Below are 21,775 nucleotides of genomic sequence, written 5' to 3'. Positions count from 1 at the left end.
GGATTGGAATAATGAAAAAAGGTTTAATGCTGCTTTCACTGCTGGTGGCCTCGGTGGCCGGCGCCGCCCATGCCGATGACGCGGCGATCAAAAAAGCGCTCGCCAGCCTGGGCATCCAGCAGGCGGACGTGCAGCCTTCACCGGTCAACGGCCTGAAAACCGTGCTGACCGACAGCGGCGTGCTGTACGCCTCCGAAGACGGCAAGCACATCCTGCAGGGCCCGCTGTTCGACGTCAGCGGCAAAGAGCCGGTCAACGTGACCAACCAACTGCTGAGCAGCAAGATGGACGCGCTGAAAGATCAGATGATCGTGTACAAGGCGCCGAAAGAGAAACACGTGATCACCGTGTTCACCGACATCACCTGCGGTTACTGTCACAAGCTGCATCAGCAGATGAAAGAGTACAACGATCTGGGCATTACCGTGCGTTACCTGGCATTCCCGCGCCAGGGGCTGGCATCCCAGGCTGAAAAAGACATGCAGTCGATCTGGTGCACCGCCGACAAGGCCAAGGCGTTCGACGCCGCCATGAAGGGCGACGCCGTTTCTCCGGCGACCTGTAAAACCGACATCAGCAAGCATTACGAGCTGGGCGTGCAGTTCGGCATTCAGGGCACGCCGGCCATCATCCTGGAAAACGGCATGATGATCCCGGGCTATCAGGGGCCGAAAGAGATGGCCGCCATGCTGGATGCGCACCAGGCCGCCACCAAAGCCGGTGGTTAATCGCCGGTGAGTATCAAAACGCAACTACGCCGCCGCCCGGCGGCGGACGACACGCATCTGCCCGCCAGTTTGCCGCCGCTGCTGCGCCGGCTTTACGCCCTGCGCGGCGTGCAGGCTGAGCAAGAGCTGGAACGCAGCGTCAAGGGCATGCTGCCCTGGCAACAGCTGGACGGTATCGACGACGCCGTCAGCCTGCTGCAACAGGCGCTGGCCGACGGCCGCCGCATCATGGTGGTGGGCGATTTCGACGCCGATGGCGCCACCAGCACCGCGCTGACGGTGTTGGCGCTGCGCAGCATGGGCGGCGCAGCCGTCGATTATCTGGTGCCAAACCGCTTCGAAGACGGCTACGGCCTGAGCCCCGAAGTGGTGGAGCAGGCGGCGGCGCGCGGCGCAGAACTCATTGTTACCGTCGATAACGGCATCTCCTCCCACGCCGGCGTCGATGTGGCGCACGCCAAGGGCATGCAGGTGCTGGTGACCGATCACCACCTGCCGGGTGAGACCCTGCCGGCGGCCGAAGCGATCGTCAATCCCAACCTGCGCGGCTGCGCCTTCCCGTCCAAATCGCTGGCGGGGGTAGGCGTGGCGTTCTACCTGATGCTGGCGCTGCGCGCCCGCCTGCGGGACAGTGGCTGGTTCGAGCAGCGCGCGCTGGCGATGCCGAATCTGGCGGAACTGCTGGATCTGGTGGCGCTCGGCACCGTGGCTGACGTGGTGCCGCTGGACGCCAACAACCGCATTCTGGTGTATCAGGGGTTAAACCGTATTCGCGCCGGCAAATGCCGCCCGGGCATCCGCGCGCTGCTTGAAGTGGCCAACCGCGATGCCCGCCAGCTGGCGGCCAACGATCTCGGTTTCGCCCTCGGCCCGCGGCTCAACGCCGCCGGCCGGCTGGACGACATGTCGATTGGCGTGGCGCTGCTGCTGAGCGACGACATCGCGCAGGCGCGCATGCTGGCCAACGATCTCGATGCGCTGAACCAGACGCGACGCGAGATCGAGCAGGGCATGCAGGTTGAAGCCCTGCAGCTGTGCGATCAGCTGGAGCGCACCAGCACCGAGCTGCCTTACGGGTTGGCGATGTATCACCCGGAATGGCACCAGGGCGTGGTGGGCATCCTCGCTTCGCGCATCAAAGAGCGTTTCCACCGCCCGGTGATCGCGTTCGCGCCGGCGGGCGAAGGCATTCTGAAGGGCTCCGGCCGTTCGGTGCCCGGCCTGCACATGCGCGACGCGCTGGAGCGGCTGGATATGCTGAACCCCGGGCTGATGATGAAGTTCGGCGGCCACGCGATGGCGGCCGGGCTGTCGCTGGAAGAGGCCAAATTCGACGAGTTCCGCCAGCGTTTCGGCGAGCTGGTGGGCGAATGGCTCGATCCGGCGATGTTGGAAGGGGTGATCTGGTCCGATGGCGAACTGGCGATGCAGGAGCTGTCGTTGACCACGGCGGAGCTGCTGCGCGAGGGCGGCCCGTGGGGCCAGGCGTTCCCGGAACCGACCTTCGACGGCAAGTTCCGCATCCTGCAGCAGCGGCTGGTGGGTGAGAAACACCTGAAGCTGATGGTGGAACCGCTTGGCGGCGGCCCGTTGCTCGACGGCATCGCGTTCAACGTGGACACCACGCTGTGGCCGGACAGCAGCGTGCGTGAAGTGGAACTGGCCTACAAACTCGACGTCAACGAGTTTCGCGGCAACCGCAACGTGCAACTGCTGATCCAGCACCTTTGGCCGCGCTGAGGCGAAATTGAACACAACTCGGGGATTGGACTCTCCAATCCCCTGCATCCTTCCCGATCGCCACAAAAACTGACCAACTCGCTATAAACTGCCGCCCGGATCCGTTAGAATTAGCGGTTCCAATGGCATTCCGCCATCGACGACATCAACGTAAAAGAACGAAACCATGTTTGAAATTAACCCGGTAAAAAACCGAATTCAGGACCTGTCCGAGCGGACTGCGGTTCTTAGGGGGTATCTTTGACTATGATGCCAAGAAGGAACGCCTAGAAGAAGTCAACGCCGAGCTGGAACAGCCGGACGTCTGGAACGAGCCGGAGCGCGCGCAGGCGCTCGGCAAAGAGCGCGCCGCGCTGGAAGCCATCGTTGAAACCATCGATCAGCTGGAGCAGGGCGGCGAAGACGTCGGCGGGCTGCTGGAACTGGCGGTGGAAGCCGACGATGAAGAGACCTTCAACGAAGCGGTCGCCGAGCTGGATCAACTGATGAGCAAGCTGGATCAGTTGGAATTCCGCCGCATGTTCTCCGGCGAATACGACAGCGCCGACTGCTACCTGGATATCCAGGCAGGCTCCGGCGGCACCGAAGCGCAGGACTGGGCCAGCATGCTGCTGCGCATGTACCTGCGCTGGGCCGAAGCCAAGGGCTTCAAGACCGAAGTGATCGAAGAATCCGACGGCGACGTCGCGGGCCTGAAATCGGCCACCATCAAGATCATCGGCGACTACGCGTTCGGCTGGTTGCGCACTGAAACCGGCGTTCATCGCCTGGTGCGCAAGAGCCCGTTCGACTCCGGCGGCCGTCGCCACACCTCGTTCAGCTCGGTGTTCATCTACCCGGAAGTCGACGACGATATCGATATCGAAATCAACCCGGCGGATCTGCGTATCGACGTGTACCGCGCCTCCGGTGCGGGCGGTCAGCACGTCAACAAAACCGAATCCGCCGTACGTATTACTCACCTGCCAACCAACATCGTGGTGCAGTGCCAGAACGATCGTTCTCAGCATAAGAACAAGGATCAAGCGTTTAAACAGCTGCGAGCCAAGCTGTACGAGTTTGAGATGCAAAAGAAAAATGCTGATAAGCAGACGATGGAAGACAACAAGTCCGACATCGGCTGGGGCAGCCAAATCCGTTCTTACGTGCTGGATGACTCCCGCATCAAGGATTTGCGCACCAACGTCGAAACGCGTAACACGCAGGCCGTACTGGATGGCGACCTGGATAAATTCATTGAGGCAAGTTTGAAAGCCGGGTTATGAGGAATAGAAATGTCTGAACAACAAGTACAGGGCGCCGATCAGGCGCTGGATCTCAATAACGAACTGCAGTCCCGCCGCGAGAAACTGGCCGGCCTGCGTGAGAACGGCATTGCGTTCCCGAACGACTTCCGTCGCGACTCCACCTCCGACAAACTGCACGCCGCGTACGGCGATAAAGACAACGAAGAGCTGGAAGCGCTGGACGTAGAAGTGACCGTCGCCGGCCGCATGATGACCCGCCGCATTATGGGCAAGGCATCCTTCGTTACGCTGCAGGACGTGGGCGGCCGCATTCAGCTGTACGTCGCGCGCGACGATCTGGCTGAAGGCGTGTACAACGAGCAGTTCAAGAAGTGGGACCTGGGCGATATCCTCGGCGCGCGCGGCAAGCTGTTCAAAACCAAGACCGGCGAACTGTCGATCCACTGCACCGAACTGCGTCTGCTGACCAAAGCGCTGCGCCCGCTGCCGGACAAATTCCACGGCCTGGCGGATCAGGAAACCCGTTACCGCCAGCGTTATCTGGATCTGATCGCCAACGAAGAATCGCGCAACACCTTCAAGGTGCGTTCGCAGGTGATGTCCGCTATCCGTAACTTCATGGTGGAACGCGGCTTCATGGAAGTCGAAACCCCGATGATGCAGGTGATCCCGGGCGGCGCGTCCGCGCGTCCGTTCATCACGCACCACAATGCGCTGGATATCGACATGTACCTGCGCATCGCGCCGGAACTGTATCTGAAGCGTCTGGTGGTCGGCGGCTTCGAGCGCGTGTTCGAAATCAACCGCAACTTCCGCAACGAAGGCGTTTCTCCGCGTCATAACCCAGAGTTCACCATGATGGAACTCTACATGGCTTACGCGGATTACAAAGACCTGATCGAGCTGACCGAGACCCTGTTCCGCACCCTGACCGAGAAAGTGCTGGGCACCTCTCAGGTGCAGTACGGCGACGAAGTGTTCGACTTCGGCAAGCCGTTCGAGAAGCTGACCATGACCGAGGCGATCAAGAAATACCGTCCGGAAACCGATCTGGCTGACCTGGCCGACATGGGCAAAGCGGTGGCCATCGCCGAATCCATCGGCATCAAGGTTGAGAAGAGCTGGGGCCTGGGCCGCGTCGTGACCGAGATCTTCGAAGAAGTGGCGGAAAGCCATCTTATTCAGCCGACCTTCATCACCGAGTACCCGGCTGAAGTGTCGCCGCTGGCGCGCCGCAACGACGTGAACCCGGAAATCACCGACCGCTTTGAGTTCTTCATCGGCGGCCGTGAAATCGGCAACGGTTTCTCCGAGCTGAACGACGCCGAAGACCAGGCGCAACGCTTCGCCGATCAGGTGAATGCTAAAGACGCCGGCGACGACGAAGCGATGTTCTACGACGAAGACTACGTCACCGCGCTGGAGCACGGCCTGCCGCCGACTGCCGGTCTGGGCATCGGTATCGACCGCATGGTGATGCTGTTCACCAACAGCCACACCATCCGCGACGTGATTCTGTTCCCGGCGATGCGCCCACAGAAATAATCCCGTTTAGCGTGCAACAACCGGTGCAGGCGACTGCGCCGGTTTTTTTTCGTCTACGGGACTTAACCGCTTAAAACATCGACAGTTACGCGCCATCTCCGCTTGCCCGCCGCCGATAACCGGTTATAATGCCTGTCGCACACCGATGCGGGTGTAGTTCAATGGTAGAACGGCAGCTTCCCAAGCTGCATACGAGGGTTCGATTCCCTTCACCCGCTCCAATCTCCCTATGCATCACCCCATTGAGTTATAACAGTTTTTAGAAAAGCTGATTCTCAACGATCGCATCACCGTTTGGTGCGGGTTGGCTTGTGAGTCGCTCAAGCCATTGGCCTGGCATTTAACCGCGATAATACAACGCGCCGCCCAATCCTGATGCGGGTGTGAGCCGCCGTTGCTGCCCACAGCGCGCCATTACCGTTTAACTCCACTTCTGTTTAGCCCCGGATGGCAGGCGGTTGTCCGTTTCTTCGCAGGAGCGGTCGCATTCTTTCGGCAGCAGGAAGGTGATACTTCCTGCCAGCAACAGCGATGCCGCCAGCGCGCAAACCGCGACGTTCTGTCCGTGCAGATAAATCATGACGCCTACCAGATAGGGGCCGCAAAACCCACCGAGGTTGCCCAGCCCGTTGATCACCCCGCGTGCGCTGCCCGCCACTTCCGCCGCCGCAATGCGTCCGGGAATTGACCAGAAGGGGCTGGTCGCCGCTTTAAGGAAGAAGCCGCACACCACCAACGCGATATAGGCGGCCACCACGTGCTCATGCAGGATCACCGAGGCTATCAGCGCCGCCGCAAAACAGTACAGGGAGATCCTGACCCACAAACGGCGTTTACCGCTGCGATCGCTGAACATCGAAATCACATAAATCCCCGCCAGAGTGGCAACAAACGGCAGGATCGCCAATACCCCAACATTGGCCATGCTGCCACCGGTCAGGTTTTTCAAGATGGTGGGCAGCCACAACGTATACCCATAGTCTCCGGTCTGGTAAAAGAAATTCAGCACGACCAGGCGCATCAATCCCTTGTTGCGAAACACCGCTTTTAACGGCGCCTTCGCTGCCGGCACCCTCCCTTCCCGCGCTTTGCGCTCCCGGGCCAGTTCGGTCAATAAATAGTCGCGTTCCTTCGCCGGTAGCCAACGCGCCTCTTCCGGACGGTCACTGATTACCAGCCACCAAATGGTCAACACCACGACCGACAACAAGCCTTCGATAATGAACAGCCAGCGCCAGTCGAGAGTGGCAATAATCGCGCCGGAAACCGGGGCGGTCAGCATCCCCCCTAGTGGGGCAAACATCATGACAAAGGCATTGGCGCGCCCCAGTTCTTTTTCCGGGAACCAATTGCTTACCATGGTCAGCACGACGGGCAACATTCCCCCTTCGGAGATCCCGAGAATAAAACGCAGCACGAGCAGTTGATATTCATGGGTGACGAACCCGGTGGCGATAGAGACAATCGCCCAGGCCACGAGCGACCAGGCTATAAAACGTTTTCCGCTACCGTAAACCGCAAGTCGTCCGCCAGGGATTTGCAGAAATAAATAACCAATAAAAAAGATACCGCTGGCCACGCCAGCCATCTGGCTGGTAATGCCTAAATCCTGTTCCATGCCGCCCGGCAGAGCAAAGCTGATATTAACGCGATCCATAAATGAAATAATGCAGGTGATAAGGATCGGCGCGATAACCCGCAGCCAGCGAGTTCCTGGTATTTTATCGGTCATAATAGCGTCTCGATGATATCCGCCATTCACAGAGAATATTGTGTTGGCGGATAAAAATGATTATTCGTAACTCAAACGATCATTTTTATTGAATTAACCCAGGAATATCCTGATGTGAAAAATAACCTGCCAGATTATCCAAAACGGATTGGCTCATTCCCTGACGGGTTTCTACGGTAGCGCTGGCCACATGGGGTTGAAGCAGAACATTCTCGAGAGCAAAGAACGCTGTCGGGACATGGGGTTCGTTTTCAAAGACATCCAGAGCGGCCCCGGCGATAACATGATTTTGTAACGCCTTTATCAGCGCCGCCTCATCGACCAGGCTGCCGCGGGCGATATTGATAAGCCAGGCGCGTTCGGGCATGGCGTTAAATACGCTGGCATCAATAATCCCGCGGTTTTCCGCACTGCCGGATGCCGCGATCACCAGGAAATCACTCTGTGCTGCGAGCGTGTGCAGATCGGCGCACCACTGGTAATCCAGGCCGTCTTTGCGCTGGCGGTCAGTATACAGGATGGTCATATCGAAGCCTTTCGCCCGGCGGGCGATGGCTTGGCCGATATTCCCCATGCCGAAAATACCGATGCGTTTACCGCTCACTTTGGTCGCCAGCGGTGGCGGCGTCGTTTCCCAACGGCCTTCGCGTACAAATCGGTCCCCTTGGCAGAGGCGGCGGCCGGCGGACAGCATTAGCCCCAGAGCCAGATCTGCCACATCATCGGTCAGCACGCCGGCGGTGATCCCGACGCTGATATGGCGTTCCCGGGTGTAGTTGAGATCGATAGCGTCGGTTCCCACGCCAAAGACAGCAATCATGCCCACCTGCGGCAACTGCTCCAGCGTCTCTCGGGTTACCCCCACATCACCACGGGTGACCACCGCCTGAACGTCTGCGCCATGGCGAACCAGGAAGGCTGGAATATCTGATTGTTCATAGAGACGGAATACCCGGTAGCGGGCGTCCAACGCGGCTTGCAAAGCATCCATCACCGGCGCGATAAGTAAAATGGTAGGTTGAGTGTCAGTGTGCATCGTTGCGATCCTGTCTGAAAAATAGGGGATACCCTGTATCAGACGTTTTTTTACCGCTTATTTTTGCGATCTGCATCACGCCAAAGAGTGTTAAAAAAGCATGTTACTGCTGGCGTGATCTCGTGTGCAATTTCGTGGTTTCTGCCAGTGACTATCAGGGAAAATAACCCATTATGCCCGTAGGGGGAGAAGGCGGAATCGATCGATTTTGGTGAGGGCGGTGAATATCCAGTGATTTTCTGCCGTGGATCACAGGATAAGTAACGTCGTTTCGTAACACTTAATTAAGTGACTTTTGTCACAGTTTTAAGCGGCTAAAAACCGTGAGATAGGTCATGACTTATTTCACCATGCCGAATAGCCTTTCAGGTGGAGTTTACTCACAGTGGTGATAGGTTGTAAATATTAGCAACAAAGCGGTTTGCTTTGTTGCTTATTCATAGTGGCGCCCGTAGAACGATCTAATAGCGATTCTACCGTAATTACACCGAGATTGCCTGTTGCCATAAAACTACCCAGCCATTGTTCTTGTCGGTGAAATACCGAGCCGATATTGACCAGAGAAAATATTATGATTATTGATGCTTTAACCACTGCCGTAAATAATAAATTCTATCCGGTAGCCATTCGAAAAATGCTGGCCAGCATTATTGACAGTGAGCCGTACAATTTACCTGTCGGCCACTATCAGGTGCAGGGTAAACAGATGTTCTTTAACGTCGTTGAAGGGGAAACCAAACTATTGGCCGACCAGAAGCCGGAGTTTCATCGCCAGTATCTGGATATCCATCTTGTCCTGGAAGGGAGAGAAGTGATTGGCGCCGGGGTTCTGGGGCTGCCTTTGCCCCTGAGTGAGCCATTTAACGAGGCGCACGACCTTGGGTTTAGCCCGGCGATCCCCGGTGAGACTCTCATCCACCTGCAACCCGGTGAACTGGCCGTTATCTTTCCGGGGGAGCTGCATCGCCCGATGAGTACCTGCACAACGCCGGCAGTTCTGCGTAAAATTGTGGCGAAAATCGACGGCACCCTGCTGACGTAGCAAGACGTTCAACGGCGGCTGGTATCGCTACTTCAGGCTGCCCGGCGGAAAGCCTCGTTCATCCGCCGTCTGCAGCGATTCCGAAGAATACGCCTTTCCCGTCAAAGCCATAACCCCTAACTTTTAAAGATTGAGTTGGGTTGAATAAATTTACGGCAGAGATTACGCCGTATTATTTACAGGGATATTTGCTTCAGGTTCACATCACATCATTAAGGCCGTGAGTTTACCTCTGTAGGCGATGTAGCCAATCCCATAACGCCTTGATCTTTTAATGCGGTTCCTCCCCATCAGCACAATTTTTTATTTTGGTTTGCCTGCGTTCTGATAGATATTAAAAAAACTATATAAAAATAAATTATTTCGGAGCTAATAATGTCGTTGAAAATCGTGCTTACCCGCAGGGAGGCGCTGGGGAAAATGGTGGGCGTCATCGTCGCCGCCAGCCTGTTGCCTTATTCAAATATAACCTATGCCGAACGGACGCAAATTGCCGCCTCGCCCGTTGAATACGCGCAATTTTTGCAAATTTCGAGAAAAATTACCGAGTTTGACGATTTGGACGTCACACTCTCCGCCCGCTATTTTTCCGCACTGCGCGAACATTTTCCGCAGTTGAACTCGCAACTCAACGCCCTGTTCATCCTGAGCCAGCAAGCCACCGATGCGGAAACCTTGAACCGACATGCGATTGAACAGGGGCAGAGGGAGCTTATCCAGGCAATTGTGACCGCGTGGTATACCGGAACCGTAGATCCTTCAAACGCTGAGCAGGGTCAGTTGATTAGTTATAAAGAGGCGCTGATGTATCGCACGGTTCAGGATGCCCTGATTGTGCCGACCTGGTGCAATTTTGGCCCGCTGTGGTGGACCGGCTTGCCGCCGGGCGTTACCCGCCAACCTTCCATTCCCGCAACAGATTTGCCTGCCGTAGCCGATAAAAAAAAATATGAGGACCGCGTGTGAAAAGCCCAATAATTAATGCTTCCGGCGATGCAGAGGCCGATGTCGTCATTGTCGGTTCCGGTATTGTGGGCGGTCTGATGGCGGATGCTTTGGTGAGCCAGGGCTACTCGGTGCTGGTGCTTGAGGCAGGCCCGCGCATTGAGCGCGCACAGGCTGTGGAAAACTGGCGCAATATGCCACTGCACAATCGTGCGGGGTCGGATTTTCAGGGGCTTTACCCGCAATCGGAGTACGCCACCGCGCCGCTCTATTTCCCGGAGAACGACTATATCAAACTGACCGGCCCCAATGGCTCAGGCTTTAAACAGGGCTATTTGCGTGTGGTGGGGGGAACCACCTGGCACTGGGCCGCTTCTTGCTGGCGCAACCATCCCAATGATTTTCGCATGAAATCCCTCTATGGCGTGGGGAGAGACTGGCCTATTTCCTACGAAGATATCGAACCGTGGTACGCGAAAGCCGAAGAGGAAATCGGCGTTGCCGGCCCGAATAATCCGGAGTGGCAGTCCCCTGCGGAACGCAGCGGGCCTTACCCGATGGACATGGTGCCCTGGGCCTACGGCGACAGACGCATTGCTGAGATTGTTAATCCTCACGGTTTTAAATCGGTGCCCATTCCGCAAGGCCGCAGCACCCGGCCCTGGAACGGACGGCCCACCTGCTGCGGCAATAACAATTGCCAGCCGATTTGCCCGATCGGGGCGATGTACAACGGCATTCACCACGTTGAACGGGCCGAACACAAGGGGGCGAAGGTGATCCCCGAGGCGGTGGTGTACAAAATTGACACCGACGATAATAACCGCGTCACCGCCGTTCACTGGTACGACACGGCGCACAACTCCCATCGGGCGATCGGTAAAACGTTCGTTCTGGCCTGCAATGGGATTGAGAACCCGCGCTTACTGCTGCTGGCGGCCAACGAAAAGAACCCGAATGGCATCGCGAACAGCTCGGATCAGGTGGGGCGCAACATGATGGATCACTCTGGCCTGCACTGCTCCTTCCTGGCGCGAGAGGCTCTGTGGGTTGGACGCGGCCCGGCGCAGAGCAGCTGCATGGTGGGGTATCGTGACGGCGCGTTCCGCAGCGACCACTCCGCCAACAAGATCATCATCAACAATATCAACCGGGTGATCCCCTCCGCCCTTGAAGTTCTGAAAACGGGCAAGGTCGGCAAGGCGCTGCAGGATGAAGTGCGCGATCGCGCCAGCCGCTCGGTGGATCTCTCCATCAGCCTGGAACCGCTGCCGGACCCGAACAACCGTCTGACCCTGAGCCCCACCCGCAAAGACAAGCATGGCCTGGCCTGCCCGGACATCCACTACGACGTCGGCGATTATGTGCGCAAAGGGCTGGAAGTGGTCAAAACCCAGCTACGGCAGATTGGCGACTTGTTTGATGCGCAAGAGTTTGTGATTAACGACAAGCTGAATGCCAACAACCACATTATGGGCGGCACGATCATGGGCAGCGATCCCACGAACTCGGTGGTGAACGGCAATTGCCGCGCCCACGATCATGACAACCTTTGGATCCCGGGTGGAGGCGCCATGGTTTCAGCCAGCGTTGTCAACACCACGTTGACAATGGCGGCTCTTGGACTCAAGGCGGCCAATGACGTACTGCGCGCCCTGGAGAGCAAATGAATAAAATCACCCACTCGCTGGCAGCGACGCTGCTGCTGGGAAGCGGCTTCGCGGCGCATGCCCAGGACGGCGATCTGATCGCTAAAGGGCAAGCGCTGGCTATCGCCTCGGACTGCATGGCCTGCCATACGAATACGCAGCAGCAGGGCAAGCCTTTTGCCGGAGGGTACGGCATTGCTTCTCCCATGGGCACTATCTACGCCACCAATATAACCCCATCGGTAAAATACGGCATCGGTGGCTATTCTGAAGCGGCGTTTGCCGAGGTTCTGCGCTCTGGGATCCGGCAAGATGGGACGTATCTCTATCCGGCAATGCCTTACACCGCCTATACCCGTCTGAGTGATGACGAGATCCACGCGTTGTATACCTATTTCATGCATGGCGTTGCCCCGGTCGATGAGCCGGCCAAGCGCCAAACCGATCTGCCGTTTCCGTTCAACATCCGCCTCTCCATGGCGGTGTGGAACATGCTTTATTTGGACAATCGGCGTTTCACCCCGGATGAGACGAAAGGTGAGGCGTGGAACGAGGGGGCCGCGCTGGTGCAGGGCCCGGCTCACTGCGGAACCTGTCATACGCCGCGTAATGTGCTGATGGCGGAAGACAATTCGCGCTTCCTGATGGGGGCATCGTTGGGGGCTTGGTACGCGCCGAATATCACCGCCGATCGCCAGGAAGGGATCGGCGACTGGAGCGAGCAGGAGTTAGTGGACTACCTGAAAACCGGTCGGGCGGAAGGGCGCGCACAAGCTGCGGGGCCAATGGCTGAAGCCGTTGAGCACAGCTTCCAATACCTGACCGACCGGCAGCTGCGGGCGATTGCAACTTACCTGAAGACCGTGCCGTCACAGGGCGAGGGGCGCCAGGGCAATGGCCTTGGTCAGGCGCACTACAACGTTGAGCACCATCTCCGCGGCATGGATTCGCCCAACGCCAACCACACGCTCAATAGCGGCGAGGCGCTCTACAGCGGCTACTGCGCCAGTTGCCATCAGCCTGACGGCAGCGGCAGTTTGAACCAGGCCTATCCTTCGCTATTCAACAACTCCACCACGGCCGCGAGCAATCCGTCAAACCTGATTGCCGCCATTTTGCAGGGGGTTGATCGCCGGGTTGACGGCAAGCACGTCCTGATGCCGAGCTTTGGCGCCGGTTCCTATGTCGGAGAGCTGACGGATAAGCAGGTTGCCGATATCGCTAACTTCGTGCTGCAGAAATACGGCAACAGCGCGCTGAGCGTGAGCGAGGCCGACGTGAGTGAGGTGCGCGCCGGGGGCCCGAAACCGCTGTTGGCGCGCGCACAGCCGATGATTCTGCCTGGCATGGCCGTCGCGGCGGTCGTCATTATTCTGCTGGTCCTATTCTGGCTCCGGCGACGCAAGACACGTTAAGGGGGCGTTCGGTCAGGTGGGTGACGCCATCTGGCCGAATTTCTGGTCGGGATAGCGAGTGACGTTCTTCTGACGGCGCGGGTAGCTATGGCCAGTGCTGAAGTCACTGGCGGGGAAAGCTATATTGTCTCCCCCATTGACAGGCGGAAGTGGAGATCGACACGTTCAATGGTCGGCAGCCCTTTAATTTTTTTTATTATGATCTCTGTCGCCACTTTCCCCATCTCATACCGTGGCGTCAGTACGCTGGCTAACCGAGGGGTGATGATCTGCCCGATCTCAAGACCGTGAAATCCGGCAATGGCAATTTGCGCTGGAACGCTGATACCGTTTGCCAGGCATTCCTGTAACACGCCCACGGCCAGATCGTCGTTGGTACAGAGAATTCCATCCATATCCGGGTACATCTGGCTCGCAAGCGTCATCATGCCTGTCCCAATTGAAATGGAAGAGATCTTATTGGGGGAAATACGACCGGTAGGTAAATCATGGTTAGCCATTGCCTGACAATATCCCGTGTAACGCTGTTCATCGCGGATATCAGACATTGAACCAAAATAGATAATGCGTTTTTTACCGCTGGCCAGCAACATGGTGGTCATATCGTAGCCGGCTTTCACATTATCAAAACCCACGTTAATTCGATCTGCATTGCCTGACAGCCCCATGATTTCAGCAACGGGTATTTTTGCCGTCTTCAGGAATTTTTCCGCCCGCAGACTATGGACCGACTCGGTCAGCAGCAGCCCTTTGATCTTACAAGCCAGGATCGCGGCAATTTGCTCCTCTTCGCGTTTGCTGTTGTAGTCATAATTGACGACCAGCGTCTGATAGCCATGTATAGACGTCACGGATTCAATGCCGGCGAGGACATCAGCAAATATCAGATTGTTAAAAGAAGGAACCAGAACGCCGATGAGGGGAGGGCTATTGGAATAGAGGGCGGGATTGTCAGGATCGGCCTGATAGCCGACTTCCTCGATCACGGCGGCGATGCGCGCAGCGGTTTCCGGTTTAACCCTGTCCGGCGTGCGCAGATAGCGACTGACCGTCATTTTGGTGACACCAGCCAGTACAGCAATGTCATTTAACGTAATGCGCTGCGACTTCACCATTCATACTCATCTGACCCAGACCGTGTTTGTCATTATGCCCACTGCCGAGTCAAAAGAGAATGCGCGCAATGCGCTGCCTCCGCCGTATCCGGTGACAACCGCACGATGCGCCGATCCCGGCCTCTTTTCCCGTTCCGGCATTATATGTCCGTTATCTCCGCATTTCGTAACGCGGGAAAAGAAAGGCACGCATCTGTGCGCCGTGGGCGCGGTGGAAGAAAAGACCGGCCGTTTGATACCTTATTCGGCCCGCCCAATAAGATGAACGGGCCGATATGGCCGGGTTAACTGAGAATATCTTCGGCGATCACGTTGAACAGCGTATCGATCTCGCCCTGAGTGTTGTAGTGCATCATGCCGATGCGCAGCACGCCGCTGTCCTGCAGCCCCAGCTGTTGCACCAAGCCCAACGCATAGAAATGCCCGCTGCCGGCGCAGATGTTGTGCTGCCCCAGGCGGCGGGCGATCGCGTCAGGCGTATGGCCGCTGAAGGTCAGGGCGAAGGTTGGCGTGCGGCGTGCGCTGTCCGCCTGGGGATTGCCGTAGAGCCGCACGCCGTCGAGTTGCTGCAGACGTTGCAAAAAGTGACTGCACAGCGCCTCTTCATGCCGGTGGTAGGCGGCGAAGCTCTCCTGCAAACGCTGTCTTAACGGCGCACCGGGCGTGCCCCACTGCGCCAAATACTCGATAGCGGCCGCGACGCCGGCCAGCGCTTCGAAGCTTTGCGTGCCGGTCTCGAAACGGCCGGGGCCGACGTCGGTGGCCGGCTCGACCTTATAAGGTCGCAGGCGCTGCAACCACTGCGGCGCGATGTAGGCCATGCCGACGTGCGGGCCAAAGAACTTGTAGGCGGAACACACCAGGAAGTCACAGCCCAGCGCCTGCACGTCAATCAGGTTGTGCGGCGCATAGTGCACGGCGTCGATATACACCTGCGCGCCGACCCGATGCGCGGCTTCGACGATGGTTTTGATATCGACGATGCTGCCGGTGACGTTGGAGGCGTAGCTGACCGCCACCAGACGGGTGTTGGCGTTGATGCGCTCGCACACTTTCGCGGCATCCAATGCGCAGTCGGCGCTCTCCAGCGGTATCTGATGCACCGCGGCCCCTTTGTCGGCGGCAGCCTGCTGCCAACTGGAGACGTTGGCGTAGTGATCCAGTGCGGTGACGATGACTTCATCGCCGGCCTGCCAGTCGCGGCTGATGATGCGGCTGAGATGGAAAGTCAGCGTGGTCATGTTCATGCCGAAGACGATGTTGTCGGGCGACGGCGCATTTAACAAGGCGCGCACCGATTCCCGCGCCTGGCCCATCACCTCGCCGGTGACCCGGCTCGAGAAATAGTGGCCGCCCAGGTTGGCGTTGTACCTTCCCAGGTAGTCGGTCATTTTTTCCAGCACGCCCCGTGAAACCTGCGCACCGCCGGGGCCGTCGAAAAAGATGGCCGGTTTGCCGTCGATCTGCTGTGACAGCGCGCTGAACTGGGCGCGGGCGAGCTCGGGGGTAAAGGTCATGCTTTCTCCCCCCGCGCGGTGAGGACAAAGAGATCCAAATGACCTTCTTCTTCCGGGCTCACGGCGTTGATCGGCGTGGCGTTGTGCCACAGTTTGCTGTCCGCCAGCAGCACGGCTTCACCATCCGCCAGCGCTTTTTTAAAGAAAGGGGCGTGGTGGCTGTCGTCATACAGCATGATTTCACCGCCGACGATGTTGTGCCGGTGAATGGCGATCATCGCGATATGGTCGAAACCGTCCTGGTGAATGCCTTCCGGCGCTACCTGGGTGTCTTTCTCGATGGCGACCACGCGCATCTGGTGGATCTCTATCTCGGCGCCTTCCGGCAGTTCGTTGCTTTCTGCAAACAGGTTGCACATCTCTGCCATGCCGGCGCTCTGCAACACGGCGCTGTCGATAGGTTCGAAGCGGCGTACCACATTGCCCTGGAAGTGGTTGATCTGATCCGACTGCATGAAGGTGCGCGGCCCCACTTCGACGACGTTGGGGTTGAGGTATTTAACGACAGAATAACGGCGCAGGCGATATTTGCCGTCGGCGTGTTGCGTGTGGGGCAAGGAGGAGAACGATGGCATCAGCTGTTGGGTGGCTTGCGGGCTTAGTACAGTCATACTTATTACGTTTTCGTGTTTCTGTAACATAATCACCTCTAATAATAATAATTTCTGATGTTGTAGGGGGTAATTCGATTGAATTGTAGACGACTCTATAACCAACGCAATTTAGCGGTGGCGAGGTGTGACGGCGGTCGTAAAGTGGGGTGAACAGCGGAGAGGATGAGCGGAAGGGAATGCTGGTATGAAGCCGGTCATTCAGCAAAATAAGCGCTAACGGGGGAGAATTCATGCGTAAGCATAACGTGACCAAGGTTACGCTTTCAGGGATAACTCTCATGAATATGAGGTGCTTTACTATAATTCCGGGACAGAGTGACCGCAGTGGCATTGCCTGGTTGTTGAAAGAACAATCTTAAATTCCCCCTGAATAAGGACTCCGATCATGCAGCATGTCAGAAAATTCGTCATTTCCTGCCTGTTTGCTTCGATAATGCTTCCCGGCATGGCGTTCGCGGAGGATCCCCCCGTGACCCCGTTGGCTACCGGGATCGTCAGCAGCGGCGTAGCCGAAGCGCAAGTGACCGAGGCCGTGCGCCACGGTGAAATCCTGACCATCAAAGTGCGTTTCAAAGGGTTGAAAGACAACCTTAATGGACAAGGTTTGTATAGCAGTCTGGATAAAAGCAGTCTTGAGAAATCCTTCTACATTCTGGTGGGTAATAAAAAATACCTGCTGCTTACCGATAGCAATAATGTCCCACTGGCCTCTCCCAACGTGTCATTCAGCTCAAGCTCAGGCATTCCCTATGTCGCCACCTGGTTTGGCAGCTTCCCCGCGCCTCCACCTGATGTGAAAGAGGTGTACCTGACGATCGCCAACGTCGAGCCGCTCGGGCCGATAGCCATTACGGATCGTTGAGCGATGAACGGCCTCAGGAAAGCCGCCTGTGTGGGTGGGATGTTAGCCTTTGGGATGGTGTCATTGGGTTCATGGGCTGACAGCGGAGAGCCGGCATCCGTGGGGAAACCGGTGATACTCGATCTCAAGGCTACCCGGCTGGATTTGGTTGGTTTGCCTTCGGGGCTGAATGCCGGCGTCCTTGACTTGCAGAGTAAGGCAGCGGATTTGGCTAAACAATCCGCCGACATTTCTGTCAGAGACAGCAAAAATGCCGTCACGTTATCGATGCGCAGCGATGTGCTGTTCGCCTTCGACAGCGATGCGATTGCTGCTAAAGCGGAGCCTGCGCTGCAACAGGTGGCGCAATTTATCGCGGCCGAACCGGTAGGGAACGTGGTGATCGAGGGGCATACCGATGCGGTGGGCAGCGATAAATATAATCAGGATCTGTCGCTGCGACGCGCACGTGCGGTGGCTGTTTGGCTGATCGCACACGGGGTAGAAAAATCTCGTCTGAGTGAACGGGGAAAAGGGGAGGCTGAACCGGTGGCTTCCAACGACACGCCGACGGGCCGGGCCAAGAATCGGCGGGTTGACTTCGTGTTGCCGAAAACCGCTGCCGCCGGTTAACCCCGCGCCGGTGGACGTTTCCTTTGCCAGAGCCGCTTTTAAACGGGCTCCTCTCGCTGACTGCTCGCGGAGTTCAGGCTGTATGGCGTGGAGCCGGTGACGCTAATGATTGATGAACATGATCAAAAGCCCGTATCTCGCTTTCGGCTTTCGCTTTAGCGGCGCCGACAAAATGCGGGATCAGAACGTCTCGAAATACAGCTCACGCAACAGCCAGGATATTTCGTTATTGGTGCGGTTTAGGACGTCTATTCTGTGAACCCCTATCGCTTCTGCGCGCAGATCGAGCAGCAAGTTGCGAATCTGCCGGAATAACGGGGTTTGCGGGTTGGGTTTGGCCAACTGCTGGCCGCACAGTTTGATACCGGCGTCGCAACCGGTGGCGATGTCCGCCAGGCAGCACGGGCAGGTGGTATTTTGGCGCGCCATATTGCGGCATTGTTGCCCGATTACCTGATTGAAATGGCGTAATTGCAGGCAGACTTCCCGCGAGTTCAACGGGTTGGAATGGGTTGTCATCGGTTTCAGCTCCCTTGTCTGCGCCTATATTGGCACTTACCGATGAAGATAACCACGGACAAGCCGAGGGGGTATCGCCTTGTTTTGTCTGGAAGCAACAAAAGCGATGAGGCCCGCGATGGCGGGCCGGTAGCATCAGGCGCGTTTAAACAGATTCGCCGCCTGGAACAGCGCAAAGGAGCTGACCAGCATCTCGATGCCGACGATCGCCGTCACCAGCGTGACCGACGCCGCCGGGCCTGAGCCGATCAGCATCCAGGCGATGATCAAATCGAGTACGCCAATGACGAACTGCAGCCAGTTGCCCGGCAATCCGCGGCGCATATAGCCGGCCGCCAGGCGCGCGATACCGCCGAGCGCGAACAGCACGGCAAGGTACACCGCCAGCGCCAGAATGCCCGCCAGCGGGCTGGTGATGAACACATAACCGATAATCAGGTAGGCCACGCCCAGCAGAATGCCGCCGATCATCGGCCAGGTATTCTGCGCCCGGTTGGCGATCATGGCGATAATCAGCCCGGCGCCGCTCAACAGCAGCAGGACGCCGACCACGATGCTCAGCGCCGCGCCGGAGGCGAAAGGGTTGACCAGGCACAGTATGCCGCCCGCCAGCAGCAGGAAGGCGATGATCAGCAGGGTGGTGCGTTGCTTTTTGAGCAGTTCTTCGCTCAGGAGGGGCAGATTATTGCGATCAAGGTTTAGCATGTTACAGCTCCATTCTCTTTGTTGCGATCCTCGGGGGCACTCTATTTTTCCGAGCGCTCTATTATAGTAGTCACTTTTTAATCGCTGCGGTAAATCCGGCGTGGCGTTTATGCTTGGAAGCGGCGTGTTATTCGGCCAGTTCATCAACGATGAAATCAATCAGCGCCCTTACCGAAGGAGGGAGTCCTTGTCTGGAAGGGTAAAACGCGACAATCTTGTGTTGTTCCAATGTCCAGTCGTCGAGCAGCGTTTTCAGGCTGCCGTCGAGCAGTTCCTGGCGGGCTAATTTCAGCGGTAGGCAGCCAACACCGACGCCTTTTACGATCGATTCCTTGATCAGGCGAATGTCATCGCACACCATGCGCGACTCGTTGTTTATTTTGACTTCGCGATCGGCTTGTTGAAACGTCCAGGCGGCCTGAAGATGGGTCGATAACCACCCGACCGTTGGCAAACTGGAGAGATCTTCGGGCGTATTTATACTTTGGTACTGAATAGCTGCAGAGGGGGCGACCATAAATGCGGTGGGCACAGCGCAAATTCGACGCATCACCAAATTGCTGTTTTTGGGCTCATCGGCGATGAGTTTTAATGAGAGGTCATACCCTTCAGAAATAATATCCACGTTGCGATTAAATATTTTCACATGCAAATTGACCTTGGGATATTGCAGCATGAATCTCGCCAGCACTTCCGTTAGGCCAAGATCCAGGAGAATGTTTGAGCAGGTCAGTTTTATTTTCCCAGTGGGTTTTTCGCTTTTGTTAATAATAAGGCATTCGGCTTTCTCTGCGGTGCTAATCATCTGCAGGCAGTACTGAAAATATTCTTTTCCTATATCGGTGACCATGAGGTTTCGCGTTGAGCGCTGAATAAGTCTGACATTAAGCCTTTTTTCCAAATTGGATATTCGCCTTGATAGCGTCGATTTGGGTATACCAAACTTCTTACTGGCGGAAAGAAATCCACCGCATTCAACTACTCTGGCAAACATAACCATCTCATTGAAATCTATCATATAAAATTAACCTTCCCAGTGGTGAAACACTCATTCCCAATAATCGTGCTATTTACCCGGCTGGTTCATTGCTAGCCTGATGTCGGAGCGTTTGAAAGTATGCTACATGCTTGGAATGCATGGGGCGATCGGAATTTGATGATTTTGATGATAAAGGAGAAGGGAATGACTTTTAAATATAATCGATTAGATAAGACACAGGCCGCCGTTTTATTAGTCGATCATCAGACCGGGCTACTGTCCCTGGTTAGAGATCAGGATCCGGATAAATTCAAAAATAATGTTTTGGCGCTGGCCGATCTGGCTAAATACTTCAATTTACCGACAATACTGACCACGAGTTTTGAAAACGGACCGAACGGCCCTTTGGTGCCAGAGCTAAAGCAAACTTTCCCTGACGCCCCCTATATTGCTCGTCCCGGCAATATCAATGCCTGGGATAATGAAGATTTCGTCAAGGCGGTAAAGGCCACGGGCAAGAAACAACTGATCATCGCCGGCGTGGTGACCGAGGTTTGCGTGGCGTTTCCTGCGCTCTCTGCGCTGGAAGAGGGGTATGAGGTTTTCGTCATCACAGACGCATCCGGCACGTTCAATTCGATTACGCGCGATGCGGCTTGGGATCGCATGTCCCAGGCTGGCGCGCAACTGATGAGTTGGTTTGGCGCGGCGTGCGAATTGCACCGCGATTGGCGAAATGATATCGAAGGGTTGGGGAACCTGTTCTCTCAACATATTCCTGACTATCGCAATCTGATGACCAGCTTCAGTTTGCTGACCTCAGGTAAACAGTAATCCCGGCATCGCTGCATGATTTGGCGCCTTATGGCGCCATTTTTCCTCCCGCCGATCGTGCCGCAGCGGCCTCCGCGCCAGCTGTTTTCCGATATTTGCCTCTTCCCCGCTTTTTGACTGACCCGGCGCAAATGTTACACTGTGTGGCTGAGGCGTATCAGAACCGAAAAGACGACTGGGGACAGGATTTGAGCACAGGAAGCAAGCTGGCGAGGTGGCGCCGCATCGCGGTGTGTCTGACATTGGGGCTGCTGTTGGCCGGATGTTCGGGTAAAAACACCTACAACCGCGACTACGACAAACTGCCGAAGGGCAGCTACACCGGCAAGTCCTACACCGTCAAACGGGGCGATACGCTGTATTACATCGCCTGGATCACCGACAGCGAAGTCAGCGATCTGGCCAGAATCAACAAGATACGCCCTCCTTATAGCCTGGAAGTGGGGCAAAAGCTGCGGCTGAGCGGCAGCGCGCCGACCAAAACCGCCGCCACGCGCCGTAAAACTTCTTCCTCCGCGATCGCCAAGCAAACGCCGCCGCCGGGCGCCGCACGTTGCTGGCGCTGGCCGACCAGCGGCCGGATCGTGCAGGCGTACTCCAATGCCGATGGCGGCAACAAGGGCATCGACATCGCCGGTAAACGCGGCCAGCCGATCTATGCTTCCGCCAAGGGCAAAGTGGTGTACGTCGGCAACCAACTGCGCGGCTACGGCAACCTGATCATGATTAAGCATGGCGAAGACTTTATTACCGCCTACGCGCACAACGACACTACGTTGGTGCGCAACGGCCAGGATGTGAAAGCGGGGCAGAAGATTGGCACCATGGGCAGCACCGGCACCGATTCGGTGTTCCTGCATTTCCAGATCCGCTATCGCGCCACCGCGCTCGATCCGCAGCGCTATCTGCCGCCGCAGGGATCGTCGCCGTCCTGTTAAC

At 56.8% G+C, this 21,775-nt stretch carries 20 protein-coding genes and 1 tRNA gene; 13 read left to right on the top strand and 8 right to left on the bottom strand.

The genetic code is table 11. The features are described from left to right. Window positions 1-11 precede the first annotated feature (11 nt). From dsbC to ACJ8OK_RS17540, 5 genes are all read left to right on the top strand, one after another. Window positions 12-728: a bifunctional protein-disulfide isomerase/oxidoreductase DsbC gene (gene dsbC / locus ACJ8OK_RS17560; protein WP_004931688.1), complete on the top strand. Its 717-nt coding sequence runs from the start codon at window positions 12-14 to the stop codon at window positions 726-728. A 6-nt stretch (window positions 729-734) separates the two neighbouring features. After that, on the top strand, window positions 735-2,468 hold the full coding sequence (recJ, locus tag ACJ8OK_RS17555) for a single-stranded-DNA-specific exonuclease RecJ (RefSeq protein WP_033632176.1): 1,734 nt from the start codon (window positions 735-737) through the stop codon (window positions 2,466-2,468). A gap of 166 nt (window positions 2,469-2,634) precedes the next feature. Then, window positions 2,635-3,733 (top strand): peptide chain release factor 2 gene (gene prfB, locus ACJ8OK_RS17550; RefSeq protein ID WP_096242572.1). Its coding sequence is split into 2 segments (ribosomal slippage): window positions 2,635-2,709 and window positions 2,711-3,733, totalling 1,098 coding nucleotides; the frame shifts between segments, so codons are not numbered across the junction. A 9-nt stretch (window positions 3,734-3,742) separates the two neighbouring features. Next, a complete protein-coding gene (gene lysS, locus ACJ8OK_RS17545) occupies window positions 3,743-5,260 on the top strand; it encodes a lysine--tRNA ligase (protein WP_172574927.1) in 1,518 nt (505 codons plus the stop codon). A gap of 147 nt (window positions 5,261-5,407) precedes the next feature. Beyond that, a tRNA-Gly gene (locus tag ACJ8OK_RS17540) sits at window positions 5,408-5,481 on the top strand. A gap of 200 nt (window positions 5,482-5,681) precedes the next feature. On the opposite strand, the gene ACJ8OK_RS17535 is transcribed toward ACJ8OK_RS17540, so the two are convergent. After that, complete coding sequence (locus ACJ8OK_RS17535; protein ID WP_442530758.1) at window positions 5,682-6,992, bottom strand: MFS transporter; 1,311 nt, start codon at window positions 6,990-6,992, stop codon at window positions 5,682-5,684. 85 nt (window positions 6,993-7,077) lie between these two features. After that, window positions 7,078-8,028 (bottom strand): 2-hydroxyacid dehydrogenase, encoded by a 951-nt coding sequence (locus tag ACJ8OK_RS17530; protein WP_103687356.1) that lies wholly within the window; start codon window positions 8,026-8,028, stop codon window positions 7,078-7,080. A 571-nt stretch (window positions 8,029-8,599) separates the two neighbouring features. Here ACJ8OK_RS17530 and ACJ8OK_RS17525 point away from each other — a divergent pair. The 4 genes from ACJ8OK_RS17525 to ACJ8OK_RS17510 all read left to right on the top strand — a co-directional run bounded on the left by ACJ8OK_RS17525 (window position 8,600) and on the right by ACJ8OK_RS17510 (window position 13,079). Next, window positions 8,600-9,070: a YhcH/YjgK/YiaL family protein gene (locus ACJ8OK_RS17525; protein WP_082997430.1), complete on the top strand. Its 471-nt coding sequence runs from the start codon at window positions 8,600-8,602 to the stop codon at window positions 9,068-9,070. A 375-nt stretch (window positions 9,071-9,445) separates the two neighbouring features. After that, entirely contained in the window at window positions 9,446-10,036 is a 591-nt protein-coding gene (locus tag ACJ8OK_RS17520) for a sugar dehydrogenase complex small subunit (RefSeq protein WP_033632180.1), read from the top strand. Then, entirely contained in the window at window positions 10,033-11,685 is a 1,653-nt protein-coding gene (locus ACJ8OK_RS17515; RefSeq protein ID WP_025304112.1) for a GMC family oxidoreductase, read from the top strand. The genes ACJ8OK_RS17520 and ACJ8OK_RS17515 overlap by 4 nt, the downstream gene beginning before the upstream one ends. Next, window positions 11,682-13,079 (top strand): c-type cytochrome, encoded by a 1,398-nt coding sequence (locus tag ACJ8OK_RS17510; RefSeq protein WP_048324750.1) that lies wholly within the window; start codon window positions 11,682-11,684, stop codon window positions 13,077-13,079. Before ACJ8OK_RS17515 ends, ACJ8OK_RS17510 begins: the two co-directional genes overlap by 4 nt. Before the next feature lie 119 nt (window positions 13,080-13,198). Here the strand turns inward: ACJ8OK_RS17510 and ACJ8OK_RS17505 are convergent, their stop codons facing one another. The 3 genes from ACJ8OK_RS17505 to ACJ8OK_RS17495 all read right to left on the bottom strand — a co-directional run bounded on the left by ACJ8OK_RS17505 (window position 13,199) and on the right by ACJ8OK_RS17495 (window position 16,322). Then, a complete protein-coding gene (locus ACJ8OK_RS17505) occupies window positions 13,199-14,191 on the bottom strand; it encodes a LacI family DNA-binding transcriptional regulator (RefSeq protein WP_033633585.1) in 993 nt (330 codons plus the stop codon). A gap of 287 nt (window positions 14,192-14,478) precedes the next feature. After that, complete coding sequence (locus ACJ8OK_RS17500) at window positions 14,479-15,711, bottom strand: cysteine desulfurase-like protein (protein ID WP_060560172.1); 1,233 nt, start codon at window positions 15,709-15,711, stop codon at window positions 14,479-14,481. Continuing rightward, window positions 15,708-16,322 carry a 2OG-Fe dioxygenase family protein gene (locus tag ACJ8OK_RS17495; RefSeq protein ID WP_228392538.1) on the bottom strand — a complete coding sequence of 205 codons (615 nt, stop codon included), beginning with the start codon at window positions 16,320-16,322 and terminating at the stop codon, window positions 15,708-15,710. Before ACJ8OK_RS17495 ends, ACJ8OK_RS17500 begins: the two co-directional genes overlap by 4 nt. Before the next feature lie 388 nt (window positions 16,323-16,710). On the opposite strand from ACJ8OK_RS17495, the gene ACJ8OK_RS17490 reads away from it, so the two are divergent. Both ACJ8OK_RS17490 and ACJ8OK_RS17485 read left to right on the top strand, forming a co-directional pair. Then, on the top strand, window positions 16,711-17,187 hold the full coding sequence (locus ACJ8OK_RS17490) for a hypothetical protein (RefSeq protein WP_021505694.1): 477 nt from the start codon (window positions 16,711-16,713) through the stop codon (window positions 17,185-17,187). A 3-nt stretch (window positions 17,188-17,190) separates the two neighbouring features. Next, window positions 17,191-17,799 carry an OmpA family protein gene (locus ACJ8OK_RS17485; RefSeq protein WP_033632184.1) on the top strand — a complete coding sequence of 203 codons (609 nt, stop codon included), beginning with the start codon at window positions 17,191-17,193 and terminating at the stop codon, window positions 17,797-17,799. A gap of 180 nt (window positions 17,800-17,979) precedes the next feature. On the opposite strand, the gene ACJ8OK_RS17480 is transcribed toward ACJ8OK_RS17485, so the two are convergent. The 3 genes from ACJ8OK_RS17480 to ACJ8OK_RS17470 form a co-directional block, all read right to left on the bottom strand. After that, complete coding sequence (locus ACJ8OK_RS17480) at window positions 17,980-18,318, bottom strand: hypothetical protein (protein WP_085337097.1); 339 nt, start codon at window positions 18,316-18,318, stop codon at window positions 17,980-17,982. A 135-nt stretch (window positions 18,319-18,453) separates the two neighbouring features. Then, window positions 18,454-19,023 carry an HdeD family acid-resistance protein gene (locus ACJ8OK_RS17475; RefSeq protein ID WP_004931723.1) on the bottom strand — a complete coding sequence of 190 codons (570 nt, stop codon included), beginning with the start codon at window positions 19,021-19,023 and terminating at the stop codon, window positions 18,454-18,456. A 127-nt stretch (window positions 19,024-19,150) separates the two neighbouring features. Beyond that, entirely contained in the window at window positions 19,151-20,017 is an 867-nt protein-coding gene (locus tag ACJ8OK_RS17470; RefSeq protein WP_158526714.1) for a LysR substrate-binding domain-containing protein, read from the bottom strand. A 189-nt stretch (window positions 20,018-20,206) separates the two neighbouring features. On the opposite strand from ACJ8OK_RS17470, the gene ycaC reads away from it, so the two are divergent. Together ycaC and actS are read left to right on the top strand one after the other, a co-directional pair. Continuing rightward, entirely contained in the window at window positions 20,207-20,836 is a 630-nt protein-coding gene (gene ycaC / locus ACJ8OK_RS17465; RefSeq protein ID WP_033632185.1) for an isochorismate family cysteine hydrolase YcaC, read from the top strand. Between the two features lie 188 nt (window positions 20,837-21,024). Further along, complete coding sequence (actS, locus tag ACJ8OK_RS17460) at window positions 21,025-21,774, top strand: amidase activator ActS (RefSeq protein ID WP_025304102.1); 750 nt, start codon at window positions 21,025-21,027, stop codon at window positions 21,772-21,774. Window position 21,775: the final 1 nt, after the last annotated feature.

It is taken from the genome of Serratia sp. CY71090 (genome assembly GCF_052166845.1).
In the GTDB taxonomy this organism is placed as follows: Bacteria; Pseudomonadota; Gammaproteobacteria; order Enterobacterales; family Enterobacteriaceae; genus Serratia; species Serratia nematodiphila.
The sequence above is the reverse complement of the archived record's forward strand: the minus strand, read 5'-3'. Positions and strand labels throughout refer to the sequence as shown.